The organism is Streptomyces sp. NPDC004788 (assembly GCF_053601115.1).
In genome coordinates, this window is sequence record NZ_JBSGBF010000051.1 from 24,329 (window position 1) to 37,956 (window position 13,628).

Genomic DNA, 13,628 nt, shown 5'->3' on the forward strand with positions numbered 1-13,628 from the left:
GCCGGGACGCGGTGCGGCCGCGGGGGCACGCGGTTGCCGAGGGCGACCGGAGCGGTGCGCCGGGCGGCGGCCCCGGGCGGGCCGGGGAGCGGGCGCGCTACTGGCAGCCGGCCGGGCTGCCCGGGGTGGATCTGCTGCACGCGCACTACGTGCGCAAGTCGTTCTCCCGGCACACGCACGAGAGCTTCGTCTTCGCGGCCATCACCGAGGGCGTCGAGGCGTTCCACTACGGCAGCGACCTCGTGCACGCCGCGCCGGGCCAGATCGCGCTGGTCAACCCCGACACCCCGCACACCGGGCACGCCGGCGTGCCCGAGGGCTGGACGTACCGCACGATCTACCCCGACGCCGGGCTGATCCGCGCCATCGCGGACGACACGATCGCGCTGCGCGGTGACGTCGGCTTCACCACGCCCGTCGTGGACGACCCGTACGCGGCGCGGCTCATCGTCGGCGTGCACCGGGCCGCAGAGGAGGGCAACGCGCTCGCCGCCGACAGCCTGCTGCGGTTGGTCACCGCGCGGATGCTGCGCAGCCACGGCGGCCGGATCACCCCGCTGACCCCGCGCGCGGCGGGAGCGCGGGACGCGGCACGCGCGCGTGCGCTCCTGGAGGAGCGGATGGCCGAGCCGCCGACCCTGGAGCGGCTCGCGGCCGAGCTCGGCACCAGCCCCTTCGCGCTGCTGCGGGCGTTCCGGGCCGCCTACGGGATGCCGCCGCACACCTGGTTGACCGACGCCCGGGTCCGGCGGGCCCGGCGCCTCCTGGACGCGGGAACGCCACCGGCCGAGGCGGCCGTCACGGTCGGGTTCACCGACCAGTCGCACCTCAACCGGCACTTCACCCGGAGCATCGGGGTGCCGCCGGGCGCGTACCAGCGGGCCCGCAGGGGACGCTGACCGGGCCGAGGGTCCGAGCGAGGGCCGAGCGGGTCCGCGCGAGGCGGCCGGGGGTGCGCGCGAGGCGGCCGGGAGTGCGGGCGGTCGGCGCAAGAACGTACAAGACCGGTCGCGAACCGCCCTCGTACCGTCGCTGACGTGGCAGAACAGACAGCACCTCCCGCAATACCCGTGCGTGAAGAGCCTCCCGAGCCCCCTGCGACCGCCGCCAAGAGCGACGCCGCCGTCGTGCGCGACGCCCTCGGGGTCGGCGTCGCCGTCGGGCTCTCCGGCTTCGCCTTCGGCGTGACCTCGGCCGGCTCCGGCCTCAGCCTGCTCCAGACCTGCGTGCTGAGCCTGTTCGTCTTCACCGGCGCCTCGCAGTTCGCCCTGGTGGGCGCGCTCGCGGCGGGCGGAAACCCGTTCACGGCCGCCGCCGGGGCCTTCTTCCTCGGCACCCGCAACGCCTTCTACGGACTGCGGCTGTCCCAGCTGCTCGCGCTGCGCCGACTGGTGCGGCCGTTCGCCGCGCAGTGGGTGATCGACGAGACCACGGCCGTGGCCCTCGCCCAGTCCACCCGCCGGGCCGCCCGCATCGGCTTCACCGTCACCGGACTCAGCCTGTACGTGCTGTGGAACGTCTCGACGCTGCTCGGCGCGCTCGGTGCGGAGGCCATCGGCGACACCCGCGTCTGGGGCCTGGACGCGGCCGGACCCGCGGTCTTCCTCGCGCTGCTCGCGCCCATGCTGAAGACCGCCACCGAGCGGGCCACCGCCGCCCTTGCCGTGCTGCTCGGCCTGGGCCTGCTGCCCGTGCTCCCGGCCGGCGCGCCGGTCCTGGCCGCCGCGCTCGCCGCACCTGCCGTGCTCTGGCTCCGGGGCCGCCGCGAAGGTCGTGACCCCGGCGAAGGTCGTGACCCCGGCGGCCGTCGTGACCGGCGCGACCTCCGCGAAGGCCGTGCCGCCGGCGACCGCCGTAGCCGGCGCGGCCGCCGTGACCGGCGTGACCACCGTGACCCGCGCAAGGAGAGTGTCCGATGAACGTCTGGCTCGCCATCGCGCTGACCGCCGCCGGCTGCTACCTGGTCAAACTGCTCGGCCTGCTCGTCCCGGCCGACACCCTGGAACGCCCGCTCGTCCAGAAGCTCGCCGCGCTGGTCCCGGTCGCCCTGCTCGCGGCCCTCACCGCCCAGCAGACCTTCAGCGCCCAGGGCACGCTCACACTCGACGCCCGCGCCGCCGGCCTCGGCGCGGCGGCCGTCGCGCTGCTCCTGAGGGCCCCGTTCCTGGTGGTCGTCGGCGCGGCTGTGGTCGTCACGGCAGGGGTCCGGGCGCTGACCGGCTGACGGCCCGGGCGCCGAGCGGTTGGTGCCGGGCCCGGCGACCGGCGCCCTCAGCCGATCGTCCGGCCGTGTGCGCGCAGCGTTCGCAGTGCCTCCACGGTGACGATCGGGCGCCACTCCAGGGCCGGGCCCGGCGCCCACTGGCGCCAGTTGATCGGCCAGCCGCCGTCCGCGTCCTGGGCGGCGGCGAGGTGGTCGAGGGACCGGGCCATCTCCTCCTCGGTGAACCAGCGGCGGGCGAGCGAGTCCGGCACGCGCGCGTAGTCGTGCGGATAGTGGTGCTCGCCCGGCGCGTAGCCCGCGGCGACCGGGTAGTCCTCCGGCCGCTCCGGGTCGAGCACCGCGAGCCCCTGCTCGCGCACCATGCGGCCGAGCCGGTCGCTCGCCGCCTGCGCGCGGGCGCGGTCCGGGACGCCGTCGAGGAAGGCGACGGCGGCCTGGATCTCGTACGGGTGGGACTTCTCCAGGGCGTCCACGGCGGCCCAGCAGAACTCGGTCGCCCGGAACAGCCAGGCGTGCCAGACCTGGTTGCGGTGCAGCAGGCCGACCACCGGGCCGGTGGCGAGCAGCTCGCTCGGCGGGGCGTCGACGACGGGCACGAACGGCGCCGCCGGATATCCGCGTTGGGAGGGGTGCACGGCGGGCAGCGCGCCGTCGTGGGTGGACACCTCGGTCAGATAGCGGCAGATCCGCTCGACCCGCAGCCCGCCGCACCGGCCGATGGAGTCGAGCACCCGCAGCGCGTGCGCGGTGTGCAGGGGCTGGCTGACCGGTCCGCGCAGATCGGGTTCGAGGGCGTGGCCGTAGCCGCCGTCCTCGTTGAGGTACGCGGTGAGCGCGGCCTCGACCGGGTCCGCGCCGCCGCGCAGGAAGTGGTAGGCGAACCGGCGCTGTTCGAGCACGCGGGCGGTCAGCCACACGAACCGCTCGGCCCGCGCGAGCGGCGAGGCGTGTGCGGACCCCGACACCGACTCGAGCGGAGACGCGGACGGAGCGGGGATTTCTGGAGGATTTCCGGCCATGTTCCGACCGTAGGCGGGAAACCGCGTCTGACAAGGGCTTCGGCCCGGGCTGCACTCGTGAGGGCGGGATACTGGGGTCATGCGGTTGACGATTTTCTGGGAACTGATGGCCGACCACTTCGGTGCGTCCTACGCGGAGACCTTCGCCCGGGACCATGTGATGTCGGAGCTCGGCGGACGCACGGTGCACGAGGCGCTGGACGCCGGCTGGGAGGCCAAGGACGTCTGGCGGGCGGTGTGCACGGCGGTCGGGGTACCGGCCGAGAAGCGATGATGTGACGGGTCCGGGCAGGAATGTCCGTGCGGTGCGCGAGACTGGCGGGGTGGCCCCGACTGACGCGAACGACGAGACCGACGAGACCGACGACGAGACCCGTGACGACATCCACCCCGACCTCCGTCCCGAACCGCTCCCCGAACCCCGCTCCGCGCACGGGCCCGGCCCCCGTCCCGGCCCGCGCGGCAGCACGGCCGGCACGGTGACCGCCGACCCGGCCGCGTCCGACGCGGCGGCGACCGCCCGGTCCGCGTCCGACCCGGCCTCGACCGGCCCGGCCCCGACCGCCCCGCCCGTGGCCGACCCCGCCTCCGGCGGCGTCGCGCGGATGCCTCGCTGGCTGCCCCGCGCCCTGATACTCGCTCTGGCCCTCTACGCCTGCTTCCAGCTCGGGAACTGGGCCTTCCACCAGCTCGTCGGGCTGCTCGTCAACGTCCTGCTCGCCTTCTTCCTGGCCCTCGCCATCGAGCCGGCCGTCGGGCGGATGGCGGCGCGCGGGATGCGCCGCGGGCTCGCCACCTTCCTGGTCTTCTTCGCCGTGCTCATCGCCGGCATCGGCTTCGTCGTGATGCTCGGGTCGATGCTCGCGGGCCAGATCGTCGACATGGTCGAGAACTTCCCCAAGTACCTCGACCTGCTGATCAACTGGATCAACCAGCACTTCCACACCGAGCTGTCCCGGGTCGCGGTCCAGGACAGCGTGCTGCGCTCCGGCTGGCTGCAGAAGTACGTGCAGAACAGCGCCTCCGGTGTCCTGGACGTCTCGGCGACCCTGCTCGGCGGCATGTTCAAACTGCTGACGATCTTCCTCTTCGCCTTCTACTTCGCCGCCGACGGGCCGCGGCTGCGCCGCGCGCTGTGCTCCGTGCTGCCGCCGGCCAAGCAGACCGAGGTGCTGCGGGCCTGGGAGATCGCCGTCGACAAGACCGGCGGCTACCTCTACTCGCGCGGCCTGATGGCGCTGATCTCGGGCGTGGCGCACTTCGTGCTCTTCGAGATCCTGGGCGTGCCGTACGCGCCGGCGCTCGGCGTCTGGGTCGGCCTGGTCTCGCAGTTCATCCCGACCATCGGCACGTACCTCGCGGGCGCCCTGCCGATGCTGATCGCCTTCACCGTGGACCCCTGGTACGCGCTGTGGGTGCTGGTGTTCGTCGTGGTCTACCAGCAGTTCGAGAACTACATGCTGCAGCCCAAGCTGACGTCGAAGACCGTGGACATCCATCCGGCCGTGGCCTTCGGCTCGGTCATCGCGGGCACGGCCCTGCTCGGCGCGGTCGGCGCCCTGATCGCCATCCCCGCCGTCGCCACCCTCCAGGCGTTCCTCGGTGCCTACGTGAGGCGGTACGACGTGACCGACGATCCGCGCGTGCACGGCCACCGGCGGTACGGGGAGGCGGTCGTCGCCCGGCTGCAGAGGGCGCTGCACCAGCGGAAGGAGCAGTAGCCGCGGGCGGGTGCGGCACCGGCGTGGTGCGCTTGACACCAAAATCGAACATCCATTCTTATGGGTTCCCGGGCCTTGGAACCACGGGCTTGTCGCCGAGTTATCCACAGGCTGAGAGGGACGCCGGGGCCCATTGTCAGTGGCAGGGGTTAGCGTCTTTCACATGAAGCGATCGACTCAAGCAAACCGGGTGGAACCCATGGCAGGAACCGACCGCGAGAAGGCGCTCGACGCCGCGCTCGCACAGATTGAACGGCAATTCGGCAAGGGTGCCGTCATGCGCATGGGAGAGCGCTCGAGGGAGCCGATCGAGGTCATCCCGACCGGTTCGACCGCCCTCGACGTCGCGCTCGGCGTCGGCGGCCTGCCGCGCGGCCGTGTCGTGGAGATCTACGGCCCGGAGTCCTCCGGTAAGACGACCCTGACCCTGCACGCCGTGGCCAACGCGCAGAAGGCCGGCGGCCAGGTCGCCTTCGTGGACGCCGAGCACGCGCTCGACCCCGAGTACGCCCGCAAGCTGGGCGTCGACATCGACAACCTCATCCTGTCCCAGCCGGACAACGGTGAGCAGGCCCTCGAGATCGTCGACATGCTGGTGCGCTCCGGCGCCCTCGACCTGATCGTCATCGACTCCGTCGCCGCGCTCGTCCCGCGTGCGGAGATCGAGGGCGAGATGGGCGACTCGCACGTCGGTCTCCAGGCCCGACTGATGAGCCAGGCGCTGCGGAAGATCACCAGCGCGCTCAACCAGTCCAAGACCACCGCGATCTTCATCAACCAGCTCCGCGAGAAGATCGGTGTGATGTTCGGCTCGCCGGAGACCACGACCGGTGGCCGCGCCCTGAAGTTCTACGCCTCCGTGCGCATCGACATCCGCCGCATCGAGACCCTGAAGGACGGCACGGAGGCGGTCGGCAACCGGACCCGCTGCAAGGTCGTCAAGAACAAGGTCGCGCCCCCCTTCAAGCAGGCCGAGTTCGACATCCTCTACGGCCAGGGCATCAGCCGCGAGGGCGGCCTGATCGACATGGGCGTGGAGCACGGCTTCGTCCGCAAGGCCGGTGCCTGGTACACCTACGAGGGCGACCAGCTCGGCCAGGGCAAGGAGAACGCCCGCAACTTCCTGAAGGACAACCCCGACCTCGCCAACGAGATCGAGAAGAAGATCAAGGAGAAGCTGGGCGTCGGCGTGCGGCCCGAGGAGCCCTCGGCGGAGCCGGGCGCGGACGCCGCCGCGAGCGGCACGGACGCGGCGGGCGACGAGGCGGGCAAGTCCGTCCCGGCCCCGGCCAAGGCCGCCAAGGCGACCAAGGCCACGGCGGCCAAGAGCTGACCCGTGACCGGTCGCACCGAATGGCCGGACGACAGCCCCGACTCGTCGAGGGCCGAGAAGGAGCTGTCGTCCCAGGACCCGGCTGAGCGGGCGCGGGCGATCTGCCTGCGCCTGCTCACCGGGACCCCCCGCACCCGCAAGCAGCTCGCCGACGCCCTGCGCAAGCGGGAGGTCCCGGATGAGGTCGCCGAGGAGGTGCTCTCCCGCTTCGAGGACGTCGGGCTCATCGACGACGCGGCCTTCGCCGGGGCCTGGGTCGACTCCCGGCACCACGGCCGGGGCCTGGCCCGCCGTGCCCTCGCCCGCGAGCTGCGCACCAAGGGCGTCGACCCCACCCTGATCCAGGAAGCGGTCGACCGGCTCGACTCCGACCAGGAGGAGGCCCGGGCCCGCGAGCTCGTCGACCGCAAGCTGCGCGCCACCCGCGGCCTCGACCGCGACCGGCGGCTGCGCAGACTCGCCGGCATGCTCGCCCGCAAGGGGTACCCCGAGGGCATGGCGCTGCGGGTGGTCCGCCAGGCCCTGGCGGAAGAGGGCGAGGACACCGAGGGCCTGGAGGAGCCGTTCTAGGGCCCTGCTACCCCGTGGCCGGGCGCCTCGGGAGCAGGACCGGGAGTCCCGCCGCCTTCCAGGCCTGGAAGCCGCCGATGACGTCGGTCGCGCGGCGCAGCCCCAGCCGGCGCAGGGACTCGGCGGCGAGGGAGGAGGCGTAGCCCTCGTTGCAGAGGACCACGACCCGAAGATCGTGGCTGTCGGCCTCGGGGAGGCGATGGCTGCCGAGCGGGTCGAGGCGCCACTCCAGTTCGTTGCGCTCGACGACCAGCGCGCCCGGGATCAGGCCGTCCCGTTCGCGCAGGGCCGCGTAGCGGGTGTCGATCAGCAGGGCGTCCCCCGCGCGGTAGGCCGCGTGGGCGGTGCGGGCGTCGATCCGGTCCAGGCCGGCCCGTACCCGCTCCAGCAGTTCGTCGATACCGATCCGTTCGCCGACCCACTCGTCGGCCCGCTCGCCGGCCCCATCACCGACCCGCTCGCCGGTCGGTCCACCGGCCCGTTCGTCGTTCACTGCCAGTCCTCCGGGCGCTCGACCTGCTCCAGGCGCAGGACCGCGCCGGTCCGGCTGAAGCGGCGGATCAGGGGGAGCGGCGGGTAGTAGGCGTGCACCGAGATCGCGTGACCGTCGGGGGACTCGTTGAGCACCTCGTGCACATGGTGGCGGCCGAAGGCCCGGCCGCGGCCGGCCGGCAGGGCGCGGCTGCGGTCGACGTCGTCGGCGAGTTCCAGGTTCTTCCAGCCGCCCGCCGGAAGCCGCACCGCGAGGGAGTTCTCGCGCAGGGTGCCGCGCGCGGTGGCGAAGGCGCCGAACGACTCGGCGTGGTCGTGCCAGCCGGTCCCCGTGCCGGGCGGCCAGCCGATGAGCCAGGCCTCGCTGCCGCCCGGGCCGTCGAGCCGCACCCAGGTACGGCCCTCGGGGTCGAGCGGAAGCGAGTCGATCAGCGCGGTGTCGGCGGCCGTGCGCCGGACGAAGTCCAGCAGATCGGCCTGGCCGGGGGAAACGAGGGAGGCGGGGGACCCGGGTGCGGGGGAGCCCGGAACGGGCGCAGGGGTGTGCTGAGTCTGGGGCACGGATGACCGTCCTGAGGTTCGCGAAGCTGCAAGGGAGGCGAATTCAGCAGGACGGGCGACACACGCAGCCCGCGTAGCGGATCAGGTCCACATGGACCCTCCGCCACAGGCGCACAGGGGTGTCGGTCACGCTCCGGAGTACACCACGCACGCCCGCGGTGGTCAATTGGCCTCTGCCACCGCGTCTTCGCTCGCCTCCGGCTCCGCCGCCTCCTCGTCCGCCCCGCTCCCGCCCCGCACCGCGTCCGCCGCCGCGTGCAGTTCCTCCGGCCGCACTCCGGCGAAGGCGGCGGCCAGATGGCCGTCGGGCCGGACGAGCAGCACCGCGTGGGCCGGCGCGCCCGGATATGCCTCGGTGACCAACAGTTCCGCGGGGGCGGGCAGCGCGTCCACGGCCTCGGCGAGCCGGGGCATCACGCCCGCGCTCACCCAGTGCCGGCGGTCCCACACCCCGGTGCCGGGGGCGACGAGCACGACGAGCAGCCGGCCCTGACCGAGCCGGTCCCGGAGCCGTACGGTCGTGCCGTCGGGCGCGGTCACCCGTACGTCCTCGACCGGACCGCCGTCCGGTGTGCCCACCGGGATGCGGCCCTCGGTGGGCTCGGGCGCGAGCGGCGAGTGCGGATAGGCGGGCAGCGCGCCCAGCGGACCACGGCCCAGGTGCCCGTCGGTGAGCAGGGCGTCGTGGCTCCGTCCGCCGCCCGGCAGGATGGTGCGCAGCCCACCGCCGCCGCGCAGCACCGGCAGCGCCTGGTCGGCCGCGCGCAGCAGGGCGGCGACGGCGGCCCTGCGCTCGCTCTGGTAGCTGTCGAGCAGTACGGGCGAGGTGTCCGGGTGGTGCCAGGTGTGGGCCAGTTTCCAGGCCAGGTTGTCCACGTCCCGCAGGCCCTCGTCGACGCCCTGGGTGCCGACCGCGCCGAGCAGGTGCGCCGCGTCGCCGGCGAGGAGGACCCGGTCCACCCGCCAGCGCCGGGCGAGCCGGTGGTGCACGGTGTGGACGCCGGTGTCGATGAGCTCGTACGCCGGGGTGGTGCCCTCGCACCAGCCGGCCAGGGTGTCGCGGATGCGGCTGACGAGCGCCTCGGGGGTGACCAGGTCGCCGCGCGGCGGCAGCAGCCAGTCGATCCGCCACACCCCGTCGGGCAGCGGCCGCGCGGCGATCTCGTCGCCGACGCCCCGCCATGGCGGCTGACGGTGCAACAGGGCCTCGCCGGGCCAGGGGAGTTCGGTGCGCAGCGCGGCGACCGCGTGGCGTTCCACCGCCGTACGGCCGGGGAAGCGGACGCCGAGCAGCTTGCGCACGATCGAGCGGGCGCCGTCGCAGCCGACCAGATGACTGCCGCGCCACCAGGTGCCGGCCGGGCCCCGGGTGTGGGCGCGGACGCCCAGCGCGTCCTGCTCGATCGTGTCGACCCGGGAGTCGGTGACGAGGGTGACGAGCGGCTGCCGGGCGATGGCGTCGCGCAGGCCGCGGGCGAGGGCGTGCTGCGGGACGTGCAGCGGGGCGGCCGGGGCTTCCGGGCCGTCCTCGGCGCCGTCCTCGCCCGGGAGGCCCAGGTCGAGGGCGACGTGCCGGGTCTGCTGCCGACGGCGCATCGCGCGCCAGCCGACCCAGCGCAGGCCCTCGTCACGCAGCGTGGCGCAACCGAGCCGCTCGACCAGGGCGGCCATGTCGGCGCGCAGCACGACGGTGCGCGCGGGGCGGGGTTCCTCCTTGCCCGGGGTCTCGTCCAGGACGACGCTGGGCACGTCCTGGGCAGCGAGGGCGAGGGAGAGCGCGAGGCCTACGGGCCCCGCGCCCACGATGATCACCGGGTCCACGGTGCGGCTCCTGAACCTGAATGCGCGCAGGGCCGTACGGTCTCGTTCCGTACGGCCGCGCGGGAAGCACAGCAGAGGGTGGCGCGGGCCCGGAGCTTGATCACAGAACGTATGCAACCCACTGCGGGTGCGTGCGTCAAGTGACAAGGGCAGCGGCGGTCGCCACTGCCCCCGGATGATGTCACATGCCGTCAGTTCTGTGCGGAACCGGCCCCGCCGGTGCCGCCGTGCTGCCCGGCGTCGGCGGTGACGACGATCGCCTGGGCCTCCGCGTCGGAGACCTTGATGCCGGTCTTCGCCCGCCGGCCGCGCTTCTCGATCCAGGTCGCGAGCGCGGACAGCGCCAGGCACAGCGCGATGTAGATGGCGCCGAAGACCACGATCACGGACACGTACGGGTACTGGCCGTTGACGAGCGTGTTGGAGGCGATCAGGCGGGCCGAGTAGAGCAGCTCGGGGTAGAGGATGACGAAGCCGAGCGAGGTGTCCTTCAGGGTGACCACCAGCTGGCTGATGATCGTCGGCAGCATGGCCCGGACCGCCTGCGGCAGCAGGACGCTGGTCATCACCTGCGTCTTGGTCATGCCGAGCGCGTACGCCGCCTCGCGCTGGCCGCGCGGCACCGCGTTGACGCCGGCGCGCAGCACCTCGGCCTGGACGCAGCCGTTGTAGACCGACAGGCCGAGCGCGAGCGCCCACATCGAGTAGTCGGTGAGGAAGCCGACCCACACCGCGAAGATCGTGATGAGCAGCGGGATCGAGCGGAAGACCTCGATGAAGGCGGTGGCCGCCCAGCGGACCGCCGCGTGGTCGGAGAGCCGGCCGACGGCGAGCAGCACGCCGAGGACGAGGGAGCCGACGGCGGCGAGGCCGAACGCCTTCAGGGTGGCGAGCAGCGCGTCGGCGATGTTCTGCCGGATGCCCGCGTAGTTGAAGATGTCCCACATCGCGTAGTCGAGGTGGCCCTTGTCGCTCAGCCGCATGATGCTGACGACGAGCAGCGCGAGGAGGGCGAGGGTGCCGACGACGGCGTAGATCCGGTTGCGGACCTTGGCCTTGGGGCCGGGCGTGTCGAAGAGAACGCTGGCGCTCATCGGGCGACCTCCAGGTTGCGCTCAAGGAGTCGGAAGAGTCCGCTGATGGCGAAGGTGATGACGAGGTAGGCGAGCGCGACCCAGACGAAGATCGGGACGATCGCGTAGCCCTGCTCGCTCATCAGCGTCTGCCAGCCGAACAGTTCGGTGACGCTGAAGGCGCCGGCGATGGCCGAGTTCTTGGTCAGCGCGATGAAGATCGAGCTCAGCGGGGGCAGCACGGTCCGGGTGGCCTGCGGCAGCACGATCAGCCGCAGCGTCTGCGTGAAGGTCAGGCCCAGCGAGCGGGCGGCCTCGGCCTGGCCGAGCGGCACGGTGTTGATGCCGGAGCGGACGGCCTCGCAGACGAACGAGGAGGTGTAGAAGCCGAGCGCGAGCGAGGCGAGCACGAAGGGGCTCATGCCCGGGAAGAGGATCTCCGGGACGACGAAGAAGAAGACCAGGAAGAGCAGCGTCAGCGGGGTGTTGCGCAGCAGCGTCACCCAGGCGGTGCCGAAGAAGCGCAGCGGGGGAACGGGGGAGACCCGGAAGCCGGCGATGACGACGCCGAGCAGCAGCGCGATGACCGAGCTCACGACGGTGATCTCCACGGTTCCTATGAAACCGTTGCGGAACTCCGCGAAATTGTCGAGCAGTACGTTCATGAGGACTCCGCGTCGGCAGTCGGCGGCAGGCTTGCGCGAGGCAGGCTTACGGGCAGGGGTGGGGCGCCCCGTGGCACCGAGGGGAGGGGGACGGTGCCACGAGGCGCTCGCTCAGGGGTGGTTCAGCGGCGGATCAGTAGCGGATGACCGCCGGCGGCTCGGTGTAGGCCGAGCCGGAGAGGCCGAGGGTGGCGTCGTAGATCCGCTTGTAGGTGCCGTCCTTCTCGTGCGACTCGAGGATGCGGTTCACCTCGTCGCGGAGGGCCTTGTCGTCCTTGTTCATGCCGATGCCGTACGGCTCCTCGGTGAACGGCTTGCCGACGACCTTGAGCTTGCCGGCGTTGGCGGCGGCGTAGCCCTTGAGGATCGAGTCGTCGGTGGTGACGGCGTCGACCTGCTTGGTGAGCAGCTGCTGGACGCAGTCGGAGTACTTGCCGAGCTCGACGGTCTCCGCGCCGTACTTCGGCTTCTTGATCTCCTGGAGCGGGGTCGAGCCCGTGATCGAGCAGACCTTCTTGCCCTTCAGGGTCTCCGGGCCGGTGATCGCGGTCTCGTCCTTGCGGACCAGGAGGTCGGCGCCGGCCTTGTAGTACGGGCCGGCGAAGCCGACCTGCGCCTTGCGCTTGTCGTTGATCGTGTAGGTGCCGACGTAGTAGTCGACCTGGCCCGTGGCGATCGCCGTCTCACGGAGCTTGGAGTCGACCGTCTTCCACTCGATCTTGTCCTCGGAGAAGCCCAGGTCGGCGGCGATCATCTTGGCGATCTCGATGTCGAAGCCGGAGCGCTTCTTCGTGGCCTGGTCCTCGAAGCCGAGGTACGGCTGGTCGGCCTTGGAGCCGATGATCAGCTTGCCGCGCTCCTTGGCCTTCTTGAAGGTCGGCGAGTTCAGGTCGACACCGCCGGAGACGGTGTACGTGGGCAGCGCGGGGGCGTCGGCGTCGCCGGGCTTGGCGGCGGGCTTGTCACCGGCCGAGCCCTCCTTGCCGCCACAGGCGGTCGCGGTCAGCGCGAGCACGGCAACGGCCACGGCCGCGGTCTTGCGGAGCTTCATCGTGAAAATCCCTCAGGTCGTGGATAGTTGATCGTCAGTGTGCAGCAAGTAGCCGGGAGTGACGAAGGAGTTCCGGACGCGTGGCGCCAGGGGTACGGATCACGGGAACCGTCAGTGGCGGGTCACCGGGTCCGTCGGTGGCGGTCACGGGGGCCGTCAGTGGTGCAGGATCTTCGACAGGAAGTCCTTGGCACGGTCGCTGCGCGGGTTGCTGAAGAACTCGTCCGGGGTGGCCTGTTCGACGATCCGGCCGTCCGCCATGAACACCACGCGGTTGGCGGCCGAGCGGGCGAAGCCCATCTCGTGCGTGACGACGACCATCGTCATGCCCTCCGCGGCCAGCTGCTGCATGACGTCCAGGACCTCGTTGATCATCTCCGGGTCGAGCGCCGAGGTCGGCTCGTCGAACAGGATGACCTTCGGGCCCATGGCGAGCGCGCGGGCGATGGCCACGCGCTGCTGCTGGCCGCCGGAGAGCTGCGCCGGGTACTTGTCGGCCTGCGTGCCGACGCCGACCCGGTCGAGCAGGGCGCGGGCCCTGGCCTCGGCCTCCTTCTTCTCCACGCCGCGGACCTTGATCTGGCCCAGCATCACGTTCTCGAGCACGGTCTTGTGCGCGAAGAGGTTGAAGGACTGGAAGACCATGCCGACGTCCGACCGCAGCCGCGCCAGCTCCCTGCCCTCCTGGGGCAGCGGCTTCCCGTCGATGGTGATGCTGCCGGAGTCGATCGTCTCCAGGCGGTTGATGGTGCGGCACAGTGTGGACTTGCCGGACCCGGACGGACCGATGACCACCACGACCTCGCCGCGGTGGATCGTCAGATCGATGTCCTGGAGTACGTGCAGCGCGCCGAAGTGCTTGTTCACGGCGGACAGCACGACCAGGTCGTCCGTCGCCCGCACGGCGTCCTGCGAACCCTTGGTCACTGACACTCCGCTCATCGGCTTCTCGCTCCGTCCTGCTCGGTTGGGTTGGACACTAGAGATCGGGCGGGACGAGCGTCATCACATCTGAGCGAAGTTTGAGCATAACGATAGGGTCGCGACCGGATACGCTGCGTGAACGGTATGGCCCTGACCTCCGCGCCCTGGTACACA

The 13,628-nt window shown here is 72.2% G+C and carries 16 protein-coding genes; 7 read left to right on the forward strand and 9 right to left on the reverse strand.

From position 1 onward, the window contains the following. Positions 1-116 precede the first annotated feature (116 nt). The 3 genes from ACWEJX_RS22180 (at position 117) to ACWEJX_RS22190 (ending at position 2,224) form a co-directional block, all read left to right on the forward strand. Entirely contained in the window at positions 117-899 is a 783-nt protein-coding gene (locus ACWEJX_RS22180; RefSeq protein ID WP_451609167.1) for an AraC family transcriptional regulator, read from the forward strand. A 138-nt stretch (positions 900-1,037) separates the two neighbouring features. Continuing rightward, entirely contained in the window at positions 1,038-1,919 is an 882-nt protein-coding gene (locus ACWEJX_RS22185; protein ID WP_451609142.1) for an AzlC family ABC transporter permease, read from the forward strand. Further along, entirely contained in the window at positions 1,916-2,224 is a 309-nt protein-coding gene (locus ACWEJX_RS22190; RefSeq protein ID WP_451609143.1) for an AzlD domain-containing protein, read from the forward strand. The genes ACWEJX_RS22185 and ACWEJX_RS22190 overlap by 4 nt, the downstream gene beginning before the upstream one ends. A 47-nt stretch (positions 2,225-2,271) precedes the next feature. On the opposite strand, the gene ACWEJX_RS22195 is transcribed toward ACWEJX_RS22190, so the two are convergent. Beyond that, positions 2,272-3,243 carry a hypothetical protein gene (locus ACWEJX_RS22195; RefSeq protein ID WP_451609144.1) on the reverse strand — a complete coding sequence of 324 codons (972 nt, stop codon included), beginning with the start codon at positions 3,241-3,243 and terminating at the stop codon, positions 2,272-2,274. Positions 3,244-3,322: 79 nt separating this feature from the next. On the opposite strand from ACWEJX_RS22195, the gene ACWEJX_RS22200 reads away from it, so the two are divergent. The 4 genes from ACWEJX_RS22200 (at position 3,323) to recX (ending at position 6,867) form a co-directional block, all read left to right on the forward strand. Continuing rightward, the gene (locus ACWEJX_RS22200; protein ID WP_403798673.1) at positions 3,323-3,517 is read left to right on the forward strand and encodes a DUF3046 domain-containing protein; all 195 of its coding nucleotides are present in this window, start codon (positions 3,323-3,325) and stop codon (positions 3,515-3,517) included. 331 nt (positions 3,518-3,848) lie between these two features. Beyond that, a complete protein-coding gene (locus ACWEJX_RS22205) occupies positions 3,849-4,964 on the forward strand; it encodes an AI-2E family transporter (RefSeq protein WP_451609168.1) in 1,116 nt (371 codons plus the stop codon). A gap of 199 nt (positions 4,965-5,163) precedes the next feature. Beyond that, positions 5,164-6,297 carry a recombinase RecA gene (recA, locus tag ACWEJX_RS22210; RefSeq protein ID WP_451609145.1) on the forward strand — a complete coding sequence of 378 codons (1,134 nt, stop codon included), beginning with the start codon at positions 5,164-5,166 and terminating at the stop codon, positions 6,295-6,297. Between the two features lie 3 nt (positions 6,298-6,300). Further along, the gene (recX, locus tag ACWEJX_RS22215; RefSeq protein WP_451609146.1) at positions 6,301-6,867 is read left to right on the forward strand and encodes a recombination regulator RecX; all 567 of its coding nucleotides are present in this window, start codon (positions 6,301-6,303) and stop codon (positions 6,865-6,867) included. 7 nt (positions 6,868-6,874) lie between these two features. Here recX and ACWEJX_RS22220 read toward each other — a convergent pair whose 3' ends face one another. The 8 genes from ACWEJX_RS22220 to ACWEJX_RS22255 form a co-directional block, all read right to left on the reverse strand. After that, entirely contained in the window at positions 6,875-7,273 is a 399-nt protein-coding gene (locus tag ACWEJX_RS22220) for a rhodanese-like domain-containing protein (RefSeq protein ID WP_451609169.1), read from the reverse strand. An 83-nt stretch (positions 7,274-7,356) separates the two neighbouring features. Next, the gene (locus ACWEJX_RS22225; protein WP_451609147.1) at positions 7,357-7,920 is read right to left on the reverse strand and encodes a cysteine dioxygenase; all 564 of its coding nucleotides are present in this window, start codon (positions 7,918-7,920) and stop codon (positions 7,357-7,359) included. 43 nt (positions 7,921-7,963) lie between these two features. After that, entirely contained in the window at positions 7,964-8,071 is a 108-nt protein-coding gene (locus tag ACWEJX_RS22230) for a putative leader peptide (protein WP_403798682.1), read from the reverse strand. Between the two features lie 11 nt (positions 8,072-8,082). Further along, positions 8,083-9,741 carry an FAD-dependent monooxygenase gene (locus ACWEJX_RS22235; protein WP_451609148.1) on the reverse strand — a complete coding sequence of 553 codons (1,659 nt, stop codon included), beginning with the start codon at positions 9,739-9,741 and terminating at the stop codon, positions 8,083-8,085. Between the two features lie 191 nt (positions 9,742-9,932). Continuing rightward, positions 9,933-10,835 (reverse strand): amino acid ABC transporter permease, encoded by a 903-nt coding sequence (locus tag ACWEJX_RS22240; protein WP_451609149.1) that lies wholly within the window; start codon positions 10,833-10,835, stop codon positions 9,933-9,935. Beyond that, on the reverse strand, positions 10,832-11,479 hold the full coding sequence (locus ACWEJX_RS22245; RefSeq protein WP_403798690.1) for an amino acid ABC transporter permease: 648 nt from the start codon (positions 11,477-11,479) through the stop codon (positions 10,832-10,834). The genes ACWEJX_RS22240 and ACWEJX_RS22245 overlap by 4 nt, the downstream gene beginning before the upstream one ends. A gap of 133 nt (positions 11,480-11,612) precedes the next feature. Then, positions 11,613-12,530 carry a glutamate ABC transporter substrate-binding protein gene (locus tag ACWEJX_RS22250; protein WP_451609150.1) on the reverse strand — a complete coding sequence of 306 codons (918 nt, stop codon included), beginning with the start codon at positions 12,528-12,530 and terminating at the stop codon, positions 11,613-11,615. Between the two features lie 156 nt (positions 12,531-12,686). Then, positions 12,687-13,472, reverse strand: a complete 786-nt coding sequence (locus tag ACWEJX_RS22255; RefSeq protein ID WP_451609151.1) for an amino acid ABC transporter ATP-binding protein — start codon at positions 13,470-13,472, stop codon at positions 12,687-12,689. Between the last annotated feature and the right edge of the window lie 156 nt (positions 13,473-13,628).

Excerpts from the sequence above, each read along its gene's own strand:
- ACWEJX_RS22190 (WP_451609143.1), top strand. The coding sequence starts at position 1,916 with ATGAACGTCTGGCTCGCCATCGCGCTGACCGCCGCCGGCTGCTACCTG.
- ACWEJX_RS22240 (WP_451609149.1), bottom strand. The coding sequence starts at position 10,835 with ATGAGCGCCAGCGTTCTCTTCGACACGCCCGGCCCCAAGGCCAAGGTC.
- ACWEJX_RS22205 (WP_451609168.1), top strand. The coding sequence starts at position 3,849 with ATGCCTCGCTGGCTGCCCCGCGCCCTGATACTCGCTCTGGCCCTCTAC.
- recA (WP_451609145.1), top strand. The coding sequence starts at position 5,164 with ATGGCAGGAACCGACCGCGAGAAGGCGCTCGACGCCGCGCTCGCACAG.
- ACWEJX_RS22195 (WP_451609144.1), bottom strand. The coding sequence starts at position 3,243 with ATGGCCGGAAATCCTCCAGAAATCCCCGCTCCGTCCGCGTCTCCGCTC.
- ACWEJX_RS22200 (WP_403798673.1), top strand. The coding sequence starts at position 3,323 with ATGCGGTTGACGATTTTCTGGGAACTGATGGCCGACCACTTCGGTGCG.
- ACWEJX_RS22245 (WP_403798690.1), bottom strand. The coding sequence starts at position 11,479 with ATGAACGTACTGCTCGACAATTTCGCGGAGTTCCGCAACGGTTTCATA.
- ACWEJX_RS22255 (WP_451609151.1), bottom strand. The coding sequence starts at position 13,472 with ATGAGCGGAGTGTCAGTGACCAAGGGTTCGCAGGACGCCGTGCGGGCG.
- ACWEJX_RS22250 (WP_451609150.1), bottom strand. The coding sequence starts at position 12,530 with ATGAAGCTCCGCAAGACCGCGGCCGTGGCCGTTGCCGTGCTCGCGCTG.